Consider the following 16,045-nt stretch of genomic DNA (forward strand, 5'->3'; position numbering starts at 1 on the left):
GCAAGCGCAAAATGAAAATTAAATTTATATTCAAACAAAGTGCTTTAACATTAGCACTTCTTGTAATGACTCTTGCCGTCTTTGGCAGTGACACTCTTACAAATTCCAAAAAAAGTTTTTATCGTTTTTCTGTGATAAAAGCCAACGAAGCAATGCCGGTGCAAGACCAGAACCGAAGTTCAACTTGTTGGAGTTTTTCTACCTTGTCGTTTTTGGAATCCGAACTACTCCGCATGGGAAAAGGTCAACATTTGCTTAGTGAAATGTATATTGTACGCAATGCATGGATGGGCAAAGCTGATATGTACGTAAGAATGCAGGGCAACCACAATTTCTCCGGTGGAGGTGCTTTTAATGATATTCCTTGGGTGATAAGAAGATATGGCATTGTGCCTCAATCAGCATATCCCGGACTTCATTACGGGACAGAAAAACACAATCATGCTGAAGTAGATGCTGTGCTCAAGGGGTTTGTGGATGCTCTAAAAGACAATCCTCAAAAATCTCTCACTACAGCATGGAAAGGAGCATTTAACGGAATACTCGATGCGTATTTTGGTACTGTTCCAGAAAGTTTTGAATATCAAGGAAAGAAATACACCCCACAAAGTTTCACCAATTATCTTGGATTAAATATGGACGACTATGTTTCCCTGACATCATTTACACACCATCCTTTTTATAGTAGTTTTGTAATAGAAGTGCCCGATAATTGGGCTATGACTTCCAGTTACAATCTACCCTTAGATGAATTTATGCAGGTCATGGAAAGTGCCATTAACAATGGTTACACCTTTGCATGGGGTTCGGATGTGTCTGAAAAATGTTTTTCACATAAAAACGGCTTAGCCCTTGTCCCTGCTGATGATTCAATGATTCAAGTAAAAGGAAAAGACAATGTTGTTTTCAACAACCCAAGCGAAGCGGAACGTTCAGGTAATGCTTTCATTTACCCTATGGCTGAAAAACCGATTACGCAGGAAATGCGCCAAATTGCGTTTGACGCTCAGGAAACCACAGATGATCACGGAATGCATATTACCGGCTTGGTTAAAGATCAAAACGGAACCAAATATTTTATTGTAAAAAACAGTTGGGGAACCAAACATAATGATTGTGACGGATATCTTTATGCTTCATGGAATTATGTAGCCTATAAAACAATCAATATTATGATTCACAAAGATGCTTTACCTAAGAATATAGCCAAAAAGCTTGGTATTAAATAAGAATTCAAAAGATAAAAATAAATGAAAAAAACAATCACCCTATTGATGTTATTATTTGTGATAGTGTCAATGTTCAGCTCTTGCTATTCAGCTAATAAATGTAATGGAAATCGCAAAATGAGCACCCCTATGGGAAATATGTAAACTCTCTTAAAATAAAAATTCTGAAATGCGACTCATAGAGTCGCATTTTTTGTTTAGGCACTTGAATGCTTAAATCCCAACAAGACTTAGTATTCTTGAATGAATTTGTTCTATACTTTTCATTGAACCATTCTCGTTGTAACATACAACGCGCTGAAAATCATTCTCTGTCTGAATCAGACTTTCATATTCATTTTTTACAGATGCTTGGAGGTCTATATCCTTTTCGTGAATATCTGATTTGCCTTGTAAATAAACGCGATCCAGCCCTTCCCTTTCGTCTTCCAGAGCTTTGCGAGTAAAGTTCAATGGAACATCTAAATACAGGGACAAATCCGGTTGGGGAATTTGATTATACTCAAATTCTAAGGTGAGAATCCATTTTTTAAGCGCCATTTTCTCCAACGGGTCTTGGATTTTTGCACATTGATAGGCAATATTGGAATACACGTAGCGGTCTACAAGTACATAACAGCCTTCGCTCAACCAGCCTTTTAAAGTATGTGCAAATTCTTTTCTATCTTCTGCAAAAAGCAATGCAACCAATTGTGGATGCACTTTATCCGATTCTCCAAATTCACCTCTCAGGAATCTTGCAATCACTTCTCCAAAAAGTCCTTTGTTCAGTCGCGGGAAATGCACAAAACGGGTTGCAACACCTTTGTGTTCAAGGTACTCTGTGAGCAGTTTTATTTGAGTTGATTTGCCTGCCCCGTCTGCACCTTCTATGGCTATAAATTTGCTTTTTTGCATATAGAAATATCTTATTTTTCTAATTGTTGTTTGAGCAACGCCCATTTGTTAATCCATTTCTTGCGAATTTCTTTGTCAATCTCCCAATCTGTTTCATGAAGAATAATGGACAAACGCACAGTTACAACATCTTTTTGAATATCAACAATACGCACATTAAAGCTATTCAAATTGGCTTTGTGATTAAACTCGCTGATTGTTTCTTTAAATACTCGCTCTGTTTTTTCTATATCCTCAAACATTATAATCGGCAATGGTAATTCAACCTGTGCCTTGCGCGTATCTCCTTTAGTATAATTTACTATCTGGTGGTTCAAAACAAGATTGTTTGGAATCAACACTAAATCCCCCTCTTCGCTTTTCAGTTGCACATTCATTAAACTCAGGTTGATGATTTTGCCTTTTTGTTCATCAATTTTCACATAATCTCCTATTTCAATATTGGTATTGAACATAAGCGTCATTCCATTGATAGCATTAGAAATATAATCTTTGGACAAAATTGCGATAGCGGCAGCAATAATGGAAATAGAGGTAAAAAAGTGTTTGATTTCAATATTAACGAGTTGAAGAAAAGCAAAGAACAACAGAACAAGAATGATAATAAGTGAGATTGTATTGATACCCACAATAAAATTATCTAAACCATTCACAATGTTTTTTCTGCGTCTGTATAAATGCAAAACAACCGCTCGCAGTGTAAGTACAGAAGCTATAAATAGTCCGTTAATGAGCAGTTTTCCAATGGTTGTATCAATATGGCTGAACATATCTTAAATTATAAATCAAAAAGGCTTTTTTGTCCAAAACTATCGGCATTATCCTCGTCCTCATTCTTGGTTCGTGTGTCAACCACGGTCATCTTGATTTCAGGTATATCTTGGCGGGGACTTTTAATTACCGGCTTTTTAGGTTGAGGCTCATTTTCGGTTTGCTTATCGACCGGTTTTTCTTTTTCTGTTTTAGGCTGTTTTATCACTGTCTCTTGCACAACTTCTTCAGATATGGGCAAAGGCGGTATTTGTATTGGCGAAGTCTCATCTCCATCATCTTTTTCAACATCTTCAATATCTTGGGATTCAATCTGCTGTTCTTCTTTGTTTGGTATATTATCCCCAATATTTTCTTTTGTTATTTCTCCTTTTAATGGTGAAAGTAATTTGATACTTGTCAACCTTTCAGAAGTAAGCTTATTTCCTGTGGCTTTCCACCCTTTAACATCAATAAAATCTGCAAGTGTTACTTTTTGAGAAATTTTCACCCCGCGTTCATTCTTATAACTATATTCAATTTCAGGATTTTCAAATGTAGATGCTATAAGCAACTTAGCTCCTCGACCTTCGCTGATAAAACTAAATTTTCTGCCCAGTGTAGTTGTTTCAATCTTAAAGCGTTTAACAAAAACAGCTTTTGTATCCGGGTCGTAATGAACCGCATTAATGGGTTGAGCAGTATTAAATTTCTGAAGAAACAGAATCTCTTTACCGTCAAATTTGTGCGTCAGTTCATTATCCGTAATCTCGTAACTTCCATCGTGAAAAATTGCCAAAATTCTATCTTCCGAAGTAAAAGAACCTAGGTATTCTCCCCGCCCATCAGTGTTAAGCCTTCCAATTTCAAGTTCATAATAAATATCGCGCCCCCTTTCCGTTGAAACACCTTTTTCAGTCATCTCAATTTTCCTAATAGGGTGTTTGGTCAGCAAATTGCCGCGAGAGTTTCTGCCTTTGATGGCTAATTCTGTAAAATTGTATTCTAAGAGTTTCTTTTTTGCACTTGCAAGCGAACTTAAATAAATACCAATCTTTTCGGCTTCTGAATTGTAATTAGCAGTAAAATACAACACTTTAGAACCGGGTGTTCCGCTAGTAAGGTCATATTCCTTGTCGCGTATAAGACTTAATACATTAAAACGTTTCACATAGGCAATTTTACTTTTCCCGTCCACATACACAACGTTGTACACTTTGCGATCATCGTTCTTTCTGAATACATCCACATGAATCAGGTCTTTGCCCATAAACTGCTTACCTGCCACCTTACTAATCTGATATTTCCCGTCTTTTCGGAAAGCGATAATATCATCAATATCAGAGCAATCCGTAATGTATTCATCTTTTTTTAGTTCCATACCTACAAACCCTTCTGCAAAATTTGCATAGAGTTTTTCATTAGCAACCGCAACAACATTAGCTTCAATGGTATCAAACAATCTGATTTCTGTTTGCCTTTCTTTTCCTTTACCATATTTTTTCACCAGATTTTCAAAATAATCAATGGCATAATCCACAAGATGTTCAAGGTTATAAAGCACTTCTGCAATCTGTTTTTCAAGTGCTATCAGCAGTTCATCTGCTTTGAAAGAATCAAATTTGGAAATACGCTTGATTCGAATTTCAGTCAATTTGGCAATATCCTCAACAGTTACATCTCTTTTGAGCTTGGGTTTAAATGGTTCTAATCCTTTATCTATGGTTTGTATGATTTCTTCCCAAGTTTCACACTCTTCAATGTCGCGATAAATCCTTTCTTCAATAAAAATTTTCTCTAAGGAACTAAAATGCCATTTTTCATTCAGTTCCGCTAATTTTATTTTGAGTTCCTGCTCAAGTAAATCAACAGTCTTATGTGTGCTGATTTCAAGCATTTCATCCACCGACAGAAAAACCGGTTTATCATCTACAATCACACATGCACTGGGAGAAATAGAAACTTCACAATCCGTAAAAGCATAGAGTGCATCTATCGTCATTTCAGGACTGATACCGGGCATTACCTGAATTTCAATTTCAACATCTTTGGCAGTATTATCAATGACTTTGCGAATTTTGATTTTGCCGTTGTCGTTGGCTTTCACAATAGAATCAATCAAAGACCCGGTTGTAGTACCGTAGGGAATTTCTTTTACCAGCAGTCTTTTCCCTTCTGCCTGTTCAATGCGTGCCCTCACCCTGATTTTACCACCCTTCATTCCGCTGTTATAGTTAGAGAAATCAGCCATGCCACCGGTTAAGAAATCCGGCAGTATATGTGTTTTTTTGCCCTTGAGCACATCTACGGACCCTTGACACAATTCTTTGAAATTGTGAGGCATAATTTTGGTTGCAAGTCCCACAGCAATCCCTTCTATTCCTTGTGCCAGAACTAAAGGAAACTTAACAGGCAGGTGCAAAGGCTCTTTTTTTCTACCATCATAAGAATTAACCCAAGTGGTTGTTTGTGGATTATAGAGCACTTCAAGTGCAAATGACGTGAGTCTGGCTTCAATGTATCGGGAAGCTGCTGCACTATCACCGGTTCGAATATCACCCCAGTTACCTTGTGTGTCAATGAGTAAATTTTTTTGTCCTAAATTCACAATCGCATCACCAATAGAGGCATCACCGTGAGGATGGTATTGCATGGTCTGTCCGATGATATTGGCAACTTTGTTGTATCTGCCATCGTCCATCTCTTTCATCGCATGTAAAATTCTGCGCTGAACAGGCTTTAAACCATCATTGAGGTCAGGAACGGCTCGCTCCAAAATAACATAAGATGCATAATCTAAAAACCAATTTTCATATAAGCCAGAAACCGGCAATACGCCACCATCTGCATTGTTATCATGCACAATTCCACCATCCGATTCTTCTAATGAATCAACTTCTTCTTCATTCAAATTTTCTTCTTCTATGGGATCTTCTTCTTCGTAACTCATTTACTTCAATGCTCTCTTAATAATCAGGCTGCTACTTCTTCTTCTTTTTTGGCTGAAACTACTGTCGAATCTATTTCTTCTTTAACAATATCCTCTTTTTCTATTTTTAGATTCTCTATAATGAACTCTTGTCGGTCAGGGGTATTTTTCCCCATATAATATTTCAGAAGTTTTTCAATAGGAGTATCTTTTCTGAGGATAATTGGTTCAAGCCTCATATCCGCACCAATAAACATCCCGAACTCGTCAGGAGAGATCTCTCCCAGCCCTTTGAATCGCGTAATTTCAGGTTTGTTGCCCAACTGGGAAATAGCACTTTGTTTTTCAGCTTCGTCATAGCAATACACCGTCTGTTTCTTATTTCTCACCCTAAATAGTGGTGTAGTTAAAATATATACATGACCATTTTTAACTAAATCAGGAAAAAATTGCAAAAAGAAAGTCATCATCAATAAACGGATATGCATACCATCCACGTCTGCATCAGTAGCAATAACAACTTTGTTATACCTCAAAAACTCAATCCCCTCTTCTATTCCCAAAGCGTGTTGTAACAAATTAAACTCTTCATTTTCATACACTACTTTTTTGCTAAGCCCATAGCAGTTCAAAGGTTTACCGCGCAATGAAAAAACCGCTTGTGTTTCCACATTTCGGGATTTAGTAATTGAGCCCGAAGCTGAATCCCCTTCTGTAATAAATAAAGTGGTTTCAAATCTTTCATCTTTGTTTTCATCCGTAAAATGAATTCTACAATCTCTAAGTTTTTTGTTGTGAACATTGGCTTTTTTGGCTCTTTGATTGGCAAGTTTCCTAATTCCTGCCATATCCTTTCGCTCCCTTTCAGATTGCTGAATACGCGAAAGCAAAGCATCTGCAATTGATGGATTTTTGTGCAGGAAGTCGTCTAACTCCTTTTTGATAAAATCATTGACAAATACCCTGAGAGAATTCCCTCCGGGATACATTTCAGTTGAACCTAATTTGGTTTTAGTCTGACTTTCAAAAACCGGCTCTTGAACTCTAACTGCAATAGCTCCAACGATTGCAGAGCGTACATCAGAAGGGTCAAAATCTTTTTTGTAAAAATCACGCAAGGTTCTCACCAATGCTTCCTTGAAAGCAGATAGATGTGTACCACCTTGTGTAGTATTTTGACCATTTACAAAAGAATAATACTCTTCACCATATTGATTTCCATGAGAAAAAGCGACTTCAATATCCTTTCCTTTAAAATGTAAAATCGGATAGCGAAGTGTTTCAATATCAGCTTTGCGTTCCAGCAAATCCAACAATCCTCTTTTGGAATGAAAGATTTGACCATTAAAATTCAATGTTAAACCTGCATTCAGAAAGCTATAGTTCCAGAACTGATCCTCCATAAAGTGCGGGATATAGCGAAAATTTCTGAAAATGGTATTATCCGGTTCAAAAACAATCAATGTACCATTGGTTTGTCCGGTAGCTGCCAAGGGTGCGTCATTGACCAAAACACCTTTTTCAAACTCGGCTGTTTTGACTTTGCCATCTCTAAATGATTGCACCATAAAATAATTAGACAGTGCATTGACTGCTTTGGTTCCCACACCGTTCAAACCCACAGATTTCTGAAAAGCACCTGAATCATATTTGCCACCTGTATTGATTTTAGAAACACAATCAATCACTTTGCCAAGTGGGATACCTCTCCCATAGTCTCTCACCGAAACTCTATTCCCGGCAATACTCACTTCAATCTTATTGCCAAACCCCATCATGTGTTCGTCAATAGAGTTGTCCACCACTTCTTTAATCAAAACATAAATACCATCGTCCGCAGCAGCGCCATCACCCAGCTTCCCGATATACATACCTGGGCGCAGTCGTATATGCTCCTTCCAATCAAGGGATTTAATATTATCTTCTGTATATGAAATAGGGTTTTCCGCCATAGCTTGAATCAAACAGCGAAATTAATCCTACAGCCTCTGTGGTTATCCGAAAGTTTTAAACATGATTTGACAAATAATTCCAGTCGCAATTAGACAGGACAAGGGGATGTAAAAAAATCTCATGATTGACAATAACGGTAAGTAACGATTAATAATAACTCGTTACTAATGCATCTGCTAAATGGTCGGTATTATTTTTCATCACAATCTCAAATCTCCTGTCGTCAACTTGTTCCAACACGTAAAGCCCTAAATTGGTATGGGGAAACAAATGCATATTTTGTTGAGATTGGCATGTGAGTAGGCACATGAAGCTGCGCAATGCTCTGCCATGTGAAGAAATAAGTATTTTCTTAGCATCTGTTTTCAGGATGTCGTCTAAACTTTGTGTTTGTCGATGCATCAATTGTCTTGGCGTTTCACCGTTTTCGATGGCTTTATCAAGGTTTCCCATACGCCACTCTTTCATGATTTCATCAAAGATTTTTCGTTGCTGTGGTGAATTTTCTTTACCTTCCAAAACACCCCAGTTGATTTCATTCAGTCCAAGATGAATTCTATGTTCAAACCCATTTTGAATAAATGAATCAACACTTTGGATAGCTCGCTTCAATCCTGATGTATAAACAATGTCAAACCCTTCGTCTTTATAGAAATCGTAAAAACTCTCAGCTTGCAAACGACCAACAGTGTTTAAGTCGGAGTCTATACCACTTCCTTGTACAATATTTCTTTTGTTGAAATCTGTTTGACCGTGTCTGATTATATAAAGAGTTTTTGCATTCATATATAAATGAAATTCAAGCACTCAATAATACACAATTGAATAAGCATACCCCCAAAAACTATTTCACAAGACACCTACACTACATGATGACATAGTCATCTTCAATTGGTTTTAATCCTTTCAATTTCATTAGAACACGTGCAGTAGTGACTACATCCTTTTTACAATAAGTAACAATCCTATGTAAGTCATTTTCCTGCCAATATACTGCACCCACCATTGAGCCGTCAATATCGTCCTTGGGTGAAGGAATATCCAAAACGGCTGCAAGCACATTCAAAGAGGTATAGGCTTTATAATCTCCAAATTTCCACAATTCCAATGTATCAATATGCTGTATTTCCCAAGGTTTAAGACCGCTCATATCCATCATTGCCGGTAATTTAATTCCATTGATAATCATTCTACGACAAAGATAAGGGATGTCAAATTCGCGTCCATTGTGTGTACAAAAACGTGACAGACCTGATGTGAAATGTTTATTCAGCATATCTGCAAAATCGTTCAACAATACGGATTCATCATGTCCTGAGAAGTCCTTTAATTTGAAGAACCACTCTCCTTCTTTTTTGATAAAAATACCACAGCAAATAGAGATGACTTTGCCAAATTCACTATAAATAGCAGCCCTTGGATAGAGCGATTCAGGAGTGTCTTCTTCTGCCGCCTTAATGTTGTTTGCCTTCTTGCTCCACAGTTGTTGCCATTTTTCGGGTAAATCTGAAAAATTTTTGCAACCCGATACTGTTTCAATATCCATTACCAGAACAGATTTGAGGTCTATGTTTTCAAGTATTCTCATAGTTTAAATTATTGTTAAAATTTATATCAGCCTTTGCGCAACTCTTCTAACTCAGCTTTGATTTCTTGATTATCGGGCTGTAGCCGACTGGCTTTTTCCAGGTCATTATAAGCATTGTCAAACATCTTCATCTGTTTATAGATTGCACCTCTGAAATATAACCCTTGAACAAAATCCGGGTCAATATTCAATAGCTTATCAAGGTATTCTAATGCTTTGTTCATGTTTTTATCGACTTCTGCATTTATGTAAGCTAACCTAAAATAAGCAAATCTGTGCTGTGGGTTCAATTCAATTGTGCGTTTATAAAACTCTTTTGCAATAGTATATTCACCTCTGTCTTCAAGAATCAACCCTTTGGCATAATGAGCTTCATCGCTGAATTCATCCACTCTTATAGCATTATCTACGTAAGACAAAGCAAGTTGCGGGTCTTTATCTATATATAAAAATGCAAGTTGCATATAGGCATTGTAATAACCATTGTCTATATTGGCAGTTTCCTGAAAACGCTTGATTGCATTTGCAGTATCACCTGTTTCCTTATTAACCATCCCTAAGTAAAACATCGCATCTGCATTAGAAGAGTTGATATTTAAAACACTCGTCAGTTGTTCAACAACTTCTTTGTATTGTTGCTTAGCCAATAATAATATGGCGTACTTTAAGTGCGTTTCTTCTTTGCTCGGGTCAAGTTCAATAGATTTCAAATAAGCTTTCTCAGCCTCTTTAGCATTTGCTGTATCGCCTGACATATAATATTCCCCGAGCTTCATATAATAAAAGGCTACCTTAGGACTCAGTTCAATGGCGACATTAATATCCGCAATTGCATCTTTAAATTTATTCTCTACAAAGAAAATATTGGCTCTTTTGTAATAAAGTTCAGCATTTTTAGAGTCCTTATTAATCCTTCTGCTTACTGAACGGACATCTACGGAATAATGAGTGTCTTCAGGGTCTATATATCTTTTGACTTCATGCTTACAAGCTACAAGCAATATAACCATACTAAAAAAAGTAATTAAACACTTTTTTAAGGTTCGTGTTTCCATGCTTGCAAAAATGCTTAATTTTGACACAATTTAAAAGACTTACTAATATGCCATTTTACCAACGAATAGGTCAAGTGCCACCTAAGAGGCACACACAGTTTCGCAAACCGGATGGAAGTCTATATGCGGAGGAGCTTATCAGCACAGAAGGATTTTCAAGTATTTACTCAATTGTTTATCATAATTACCCTCCTACAATGATTAAGCAAATAGGCAAATCCGTTGACATTAGCCCTAAATATGTTACTACAGATAATATTACCCCGCGCTGTTTGCAGGGCTTTAATGTTCAACCCAAGGAAGATTATTTGGAAAGCAGGGTTGTCTTATTCGGCAATAATGATGTAAACGTTGCTGTTGCTGCACCCAAAAAGAGTATGACAGATTATTTCTTCAAAAATTCTGAAGGAGACGAAATTATTTTTGTGCATCACGGTTCTGGAACCATGAAGAGTATTTATGGAGAACTTCAGTTCAAATATGGTGATTATATTGTGGTTCCCAGAGGCACCATTTATCAAATGCATTTCAATGATGAAGATAACCGACTTTTAATTACACAATCCTTTAGTCCGGTTACATTCCCAAGACGTTACACTAACAATCAAGGTCAATTACTTGAGCATTCTCCTTTTTGTGAACGCGACATCAAAACACCACAAAATTTAAAAACTTATGACGAGCATGGCGATTTCCTTGTGAAAGTAAGAAAAACAGGTTATCAATATGATTTTGTGTATGCAACACATCCATTTGACGCAATCGGTTGGGACGGTTTGGTTTACCCTTATATTTTTTCAATCCATGACTACGAGCCGATTACAGGCAGGGTTCACATGCCCCCTCCCATACACCAGCAATTTGAAGGACATAATTTTGTCATTTGTTCATTTGTCCCAAGGATGTATGACTACCATCCTCTTGCAATCCCTGCTCCCTATCACCACAGCAATGTGGATAGTGACGAAGTGCTTTATTATGTAGATGGCGAATTCATGAGCCGCAAGCATGTTGACAAAGGGATGTTTACAATTCACCCCAAAGGGATTCCGCATGGTCCACATCCGGGTACACTCGAGAAAAGTATTGGTCAAAAAGAAACACGCGAACTCGCTGTGATGATAGACACATTCAACGCCAGCTACCTAACTCAGGCGGCTCTTGACGTGGAAGATAATCAGTACTACCGCTCTTGGCTTGAATAATCTTTGACAACAGAAAAGAATATTAAATCACAAACCAGAGCTTGGAGTCTTTATGACTGGGCAAACTCTGCATTTTCACTCACCATTACGAGTGCAATTTTTCCTATTTATTTTGAAATCGTAACAGCCAGTAAAGCTGAAATGCTAAGAGTTTGGGGCATACAAATACAAAATACTGCTCTCTATTCTTTCATTCTGGCTTTTTCATTTTTAATAGTTGCACTCATCAACCCTCTGCTGTCCGGCTTATCAGATGTAGCGGGATTGAAAAAACGCTTTCTCACACTCTTCACCTTATTGGGAAGTTTATCATGTGCATTTCTCTATTTTTTTTCTGAAGAATATCTTTGGATTGGAATATCCGGGTTTGCATTATCTACGATAGGTTATGCAGGCAGCCTGGTTTTTTACAACGCCTATCTACCCGAAATATCCACCCCCGACAGATTTGACAAACTCAGTGCGCAGGGCTTTGCTATGGGTTATGCAGGCAGTATGATTTTGCTCATCATTAATCTGATTTGTATATCCTTTTTTGACACATTTGGATTTGCGGATTCAAAACAAGCTACACGATTTGCATTTTTGAGCGTGGGGATCTGGTGGGCATGTTTTGGTTTGTATTCAATATCCAAAATGCCCCATTCACCAACTGTGAACACACCACAAGGACTATTAAAAAAAGGATATCTTGAAGCCCTTCAAGTGCAGCAATCTATTAGAAAGGTGCCGGTTCAATCTAAGTTTTTGCTCGCATTCTTTTTCTACAGTATGGGCGTCCAAACGGTGATGTACATCGCCACTTTATTTGGCACTAAGGAACTGCACCTTGAAAGCAGCAAACTCATCATTGTGATTTTGCTCATTCAGTTAGTAGGTATAGCCGGTGCATATTTTTTTGCCTTTATATCCAAGATTAAAGGTACTTTCTTTTCAATCAGCATTATGCTTTTTGTTTGGATTGCAGTTTGTGTAAGCGCCTATTTTATTAAGACAGCAACCCATTTTTATATTTTAGCCGTAGCCGTAGGTGCTGTAATGGGTGGCACACAGAGTCAATCGCGTTCGGCATTTGCAAGCATCATTCCGGGCAAGAAAGACAATGCATCCTATTTTAGTTTTTATGAATTAACCGAGAAGGTAGCAATTTTCATTGGTACACTTAGCTATGGTATTCTCATTCAAATAACGGGAGGCATGCGCAATAGTGTTATTTTATTAGCTTCTTTTTTCATTGCAGGTTTATTTTTTATGTGGAAACTACAGATAGCCAACAAAAAAAATCAATGGAAACCCATGCCCTAAAAAAAGACTTCAAACAATATATATTTTATTTAGAAAATACATTACTTTTGCACCCCCGCAAATCAGGAGAACTTGCGGTTAAATTAAATAACAAACAAAATGGCAGTAAAATTAAGATTACAAAGACATGGTAGAAAGAAAAGTGCTTTCTATCACATTGTGGCGGTTGATTCACGTGCTCCAAGAGACAGTAAGACCATTGAAAAATTAGGAACTTATAATCCTAATACAAACCCTGCAACTATTGAGTTGAACCTTGATAGTGCAGTAAAATGGCTTGAAAGAGGTGCACAACCTACCGACACTACACGCGCAATCCTTTCTTACAAAGGAGCAATTTACAAAGCACACCTTAACCGTGGTGTAAAGAAAGGTGCTTTAACTCAAGAACAAGCCGATGCAAAATTTGATGCATGGTGGGAACAAAAAGTCAGCAAAGTAGAAGGCAAAAAGACTCGAGTTGTGAAGTCTAAGGCTGATATCATGGCTGAAAGATTGAAAGCTGAAACAGCGAAGAAAGAAGCAAGAAGCGCTAAAATTCTTGCTAAAAACACACCTGTAGAGGAAGTAGCGACAGAAGAGCCTACTGAAGATGTAGTAACTGATGAAACAAGCGAAGAAGTGGTTGCAGAAGTTACTCCGGCAAATGATACTACTGCTGAAACAAGCGAAGAACCTACTGCTGAATAATCAAAATAACGGATGTCAAACCGTTTAACAGCAAATATTCATTCAAAACCCACCCAAAAGGTGGGTTTTATTGTGAAAGCACATGGATTCAAAGGTGCTGTCAAAATTGCCGTTGATTCTGACGACATTTTCAATGCTATTACTCAATCGGGATTTATGCTTTTGAAAAGAGAAGGAAGATGGGTGCCCTATAAAATTGAGTCTTATAATGCTGACAATGAATATATCAAACTGGAAGACATCAACAGTGAAAAAGAAGCACAATCCATTGCCGGGCTTGATATTCAAATACATACATCTGACTTGCCTGACAATCAGGAGATAGATTATCACAACTTTATCGGGCTTGAACTCTTTAACCAGAACAATGAAAGAATTGGAATTATTAAAGAATTGATTCAAATGCCCATGCATGATTTATTGGATATTGAAATGGAGAATAAGTCTATACTCGTCCCTATTCATCATAGTCTTATTATAGATGTTGATCATTCTCTTAACAGACTTGTACTGGAAATGCACGAAGGGTTGACTGATTTATAATCCTCATTTACCATTTATAATTCTCAAATCCCTTAGTGAATGTAATTTGTTTACTAGATAAAAGGAATTTGCACAATTCTTATTTATTCCGACTACCCAACATCAACAAGACTTTCATTGCTTGCTAAAAGTGCAATGTAGAATATATACAATTAAGTATTTTGCACCAAAAGTCTGCCTGGATTAAAACTTGTGCAAACATTGATTTTATGTTTATAAAATTGAAAAAGATGAGTGAATAGCCTATGTACTTTTACCCCATGTATTATTACAATGTAACCTGCCATGCAGAACATGCCATTGAAACAAAATGGCTTGAATGGATGAAGCACACTCATATTCCTGAAGTAATGCAAACCGGTTGTTTTACAGAATGCAGAATGCTCAAACTGATTTCTCCGGAACACATTGAACACGGTCCAACTTATGCAATTCAATATCTATATAACTCTCCTACTGATTTTGACAAGTATATTGCAAAACACGCGGATGTATTAAGGGACAAGACTTTCAAAGAATTTGGAAATGCCATCCACGCTTTTAGAACCCAACTTGAAATTATTGCACAATTCTAATCTTATATGCGAATACACCTTATAGCCATTGGCGGTGCGGTTATGCACAATCTCGCTCTGGAGCTTCAATTCAGAGGTCATCATGTGAGCGGAAGTGATGACACCATATTTAGTCCTGCAAAAGAGAGATTACAAAATGCCGGGCTGCTACCCGAAAAAGAGGGTTGGTTTGAAGATAAACTCTCAAAAGATATAGACCTCATTATCCTTGGTATGCACGCCAAAGCCAACAATCCTGAGTTGCTGAAAGCCCAATCACTAGGACTCAAAATTCAATCATTTCCCGAGTTCATTGCCTCTCATGCAGCAAGCAAAACACGTATTGTAATTGCGGGGAGTCATGGCAAAACCACTACAACCGCAATGGTGATGCACAGTTTAAAACAACATCAAATCCGGTTTGACTACTTAGTAGGCTCACAACTTGAGGGATTTGAAAGAATGGTATGCCTGAGCGATGCACCTTATATGATTATTGAAGGTGATGAGTATTTATCGTCTGCACTCGATTCCAAACCTAAATTTCTACATTACAAACCGCATGCAGCCGTAATTACAGGGGTTGCGTGGGATCACATCAATGTTTTCAAAACTTATCCTGAATATGTAGAACAGTTTAATTTTTTTACGGGCAGTCTGGCACAGGGCGCAAAGTTATTTGTGCATAAAACTGTAGCTGATGAGCCCTATTTTAAAAGTAAAATCCTTTTTGAACAGTATGATGCTTTTGAGTTTGAAGATACTGAGTCCAACTCAAAAGTAATCGTTGACTCACATCAATATCCAATGAAAGTCTTTGGTGCCTTTAATTTTCAAAATATGAAAGCTGCTTCTTTGCTTTGTAAAACCATAGGTATTGAAACACAAAGTTTTCTTAACAGTATGATGTCATTTGGTGGTACGGGCAAAAGACAAGAAAAAATTTTTGAATCCGAATCTGTAATTGTCATGCGCGATTTTGCTCACTCTCCATCCAAGGTAAAAGCCGCAGTGCAGGCTGTCAGACAAAAATATGCCAATCGCCATTTTGTGTGCATGTTGGAACTACATACCTACAGCAGCTTGAACGAAGATTTCATACCACATTATCAGGATGCATTAAACTGTGCCGATGCAGCCCTTGTGTTTGTTGACAAACATGCTCTCGCGATCAAAGAGAAACCTTTCCCTAACGAAGACTTACTTAATAAAACCTTTCCAAATGCCATTATTGCCAAAAGTATCATCGATATTCAGACATTTGCAAATGAGCAGAAAACAAAAGAGCCTGCGGTATGGATGATGATGAGTTCGGGAAACTTTGCCGGTTGGAAATTTTAAAATCTG

The 16,045-nt window shown here is 37.4% G+C and carries 14 protein-coding genes; 7 read left to right on the forward strand and 7 right to left on the reverse strand.

The genetic code is table 11. The features are described 5' to 3' along the window. Nucleotides 1-11 precede the first annotated feature (11 nt). Complete coding sequence (locus M9892_11805; protein MCO5255035.1) at nucleotides 12-1,229, forward strand: C1 family peptidase; 1,218 nt, start codon at nucleotides 12-14, stop codon at nucleotides 1,227-1,229. Between the two features lie 213 nt (nucleotides 1,230-1,442). On the opposite strand, the gene tmk is transcribed toward M9892_11805, so the two are convergent. The 7 genes from tmk to M9892_11840 all read right to left on the reverse strand — a co-directional run bounded on the left by tmk (nucleotide 1,443) and on the right by M9892_11840 (nucleotide 10,356). Then, nucleotides 1,443-2,126 (reverse strand): dTMP kinase, encoded by a 684-nt coding sequence (gene tmk / locus M9892_11810; GenBank protein ID MCO5255036.1) that lies wholly within the window; start codon nucleotides 2,124-2,126, stop codon nucleotides 1,443-1,445. Nucleotides 2,127-2,137: 11 nt separating this feature from the next. Then, nucleotides 2,138-2,896 carry a mechanosensitive ion channel family protein gene (locus M9892_11815; GenBank protein ID MCO5255037.1) on the reverse strand — a complete coding sequence of 253 codons (759 nt, stop codon included), beginning with the start codon at nucleotides 2,894-2,896 and terminating at the stop codon, nucleotides 2,138-2,140. A gap of 8 nt (nucleotides 2,897-2,904) precedes the next feature. Beyond that, the gene (locus tag M9892_11820; GenBank protein ID MCO5255038.1) at nucleotides 2,905-5,826 is read right to left on the reverse strand and encodes a DNA gyrase/topoisomerase IV subunit A; all 2,922 of its coding nucleotides are present in this window, start codon (nucleotides 5,824-5,826) and stop codon (nucleotides 2,905-2,907) included. Between the two features lie 23 nt (nucleotides 5,827-5,849). Next, entirely contained in the window at nucleotides 5,850-7,757 is a 1,908-nt protein-coding gene (locus M9892_11825; protein MCO5255039.1) for a type IIA DNA topoisomerase subunit B, read from the reverse strand. A 148-nt stretch (nucleotides 7,758-7,905) separates the two neighbouring features. Next, nucleotides 7,906-8,544, reverse strand: a complete 639-nt coding sequence (locus tag M9892_11830; GenBank protein ID MCO5255040.1) for a histidine phosphatase family protein — start codon at nucleotides 8,542-8,544, stop codon at nucleotides 7,906-7,908. 79 nt (nucleotides 8,545-8,623) lie between these two features. Further along, nucleotides 8,624-9,346, reverse strand: a complete 723-nt coding sequence (locus M9892_11835) for a 3'-5' exonuclease (GenBank protein ID MCO5255041.1) — start codon at nucleotides 9,344-9,346, stop codon at nucleotides 8,624-8,626. A 26-nt stretch (nucleotides 9,347-9,372) separates the two neighbouring features. Next, the gene (locus tag M9892_11840) at nucleotides 9,373-10,356 is read right to left on the reverse strand and encodes a tetratricopeptide repeat protein (protein ID MCO5255042.1); all 984 of its coding nucleotides are present in this window, start codon (nucleotides 10,354-10,356) and stop codon (nucleotides 9,373-9,375) included. Between the two features lie 92 nt (nucleotides 10,357-10,448). Between M9892_11840 and M9892_11845 the strand changes: the two genes are divergently transcribed. The 6 genes from M9892_11845 (at nucleotide 10,449) to M9892_11870 (ending at nucleotide 16,039) form a co-directional block, all read left to right on the forward strand. Next, entirely contained in the window at nucleotides 10,449-11,606 is a 1,158-nt protein-coding gene (locus M9892_11845; GenBank protein MCO5255043.1) for a homogentisate 1,2-dioxygenase, read from the forward strand. A 3-nt stretch (nucleotides 11,607-11,609) separates the two neighbouring features. Further along, a complete protein-coding gene (locus tag M9892_11850) occupies nucleotides 11,610-12,911 on the forward strand; it encodes an MFS transporter (protein ID MCO5255044.1) in 1,302 nt (433 codons plus the stop codon). Nucleotides 12,912-13,010: 99 nt separating this feature from the next. Beyond that, nucleotides 13,011-13,601: a 30S ribosomal protein S16 gene (locus M9892_11855; protein ID MCO5255045.1), complete on the forward strand. Its 591-nt coding sequence runs from the start codon at nucleotides 13,011-13,013 to the stop codon at nucleotides 13,599-13,601. Nucleotides 13,602-13,613: 12 nt separating this feature from the next. Beyond that, nucleotides 13,614-14,144, forward strand: coding sequence for a ribosome maturation factor RimM (rimM, locus tag M9892_11860; GenBank protein ID MCO5255046.1), 531 nt, complete (start codon nucleotides 13,614-13,616; stop codon nucleotides 14,142-14,144). 245 nt (nucleotides 14,145-14,389) lie between these two features. Next, the gene (locus tag M9892_11865) at nucleotides 14,390-14,719 is read left to right on the forward strand and encodes a DUF4286 family protein (protein ID MCO5255047.1); all 330 of its coding nucleotides are present in this window, start codon (nucleotides 14,390-14,392) and stop codon (nucleotides 14,717-14,719) included. Between the two features lie 6 nt (nucleotides 14,720-14,725). Next, a complete protein-coding gene (locus M9892_11870; protein ID MCO5255048.1) occupies nucleotides 14,726-16,039 on the forward strand; it encodes a Mur ligase family protein in 1,314 nt (437 codons plus the stop codon). The last annotated feature ends 6 nt before the right edge of the window (nucleotides 16,040-16,045 follow it).

It is taken from the genome of Bacteroidota bacterium, assembly GCA_023957335.1.
Lineage (GTDB): Bacteria > Bacteroidota > Bacteroidia > NS11-12g > UBA955 > JALOAG01.

Excerpts from the sequence above, each read along its gene's own strand:
- M9892_11815 (MCO5255037.1), bottom strand. The coding sequence starts at position 2,896 with ATGTTCAGCCATATTGATACAACCATTGGAAAACTGCTCATTAACGGA.
- M9892_11870 (MCO5255048.1), top strand. The coding sequence starts at position 14,726 with ATGCGAATACACCTTATAGCCATTGGCGGTGCGGTTATGCACAATCTC.
- M9892_11825 (MCO5255039.1), bottom strand. The coding sequence starts at position 7,757 with ATGGCGGAAAACCCTATTTCATATACAGAAGATAATATTAAATCCCTT.
- M9892_11840 (MCO5255042.1), bottom strand. The coding sequence starts at position 10,356 with ATGGTTATATTGCTTGTAGCTTGTAAGCATGAAGTCAAAAGATATATA.
- M9892_11845 (MCO5255043.1), top strand. The coding sequence starts at position 10,449 with ATGCCATTTTACCAACGAATAGGTCAAGTGCCACCTAAGAGGCACACA.
- M9892_11805 (MCO5255035.1), top strand. The coding sequence starts at position 12 with ATGAAAATTAAATTTATATTCAAACAAAGTGCTTTAACATTAGCACTT.
- M9892_11830 (MCO5255040.1), bottom strand. The coding sequence starts at position 8,544 with ATGAATGCAAAAACTCTTTATATAATCAGACACGGTCAAACAGATTTC.
- M9892_11835 (MCO5255041.1), bottom strand. The coding sequence starts at position 9,346 with ATGAGAATACTTGAAAACATAGACCTCAAATCTGTTCTGGTAATGGAT.
- rimM (MCO5255046.1), top strand. The coding sequence starts at position 13,614 with ATGTCAAACCGTTTAACAGCAAATATTCATTCAAAACCCACCCAAAAG.
- M9892_11820 (MCO5255038.1), bottom strand. The coding sequence starts at position 5,826 with ATGAGTTACGAAGAAGAAGATCCCATAGAAGAAGAAAATTTGAATGAA.
- M9892_11865 (MCO5255047.1), top strand. The coding sequence starts at position 14,390 with ATGTACTTTTACCCCATGTATTATTACAATGTAACCTGCCATGCAGAA.
- tmk (MCO5255036.1), bottom strand. The coding sequence starts at position 2,126 with ATGCAAAAAAGCAAATTTATAGCCATAGAAGGTGCAGACGGGGCAGGC.
- M9892_11855 (MCO5255045.1), top strand. The coding sequence starts at position 13,011 with ATGGCAGTAAAATTAAGATTACAAAGACATGGTAGAAAGAAAAGTGCT.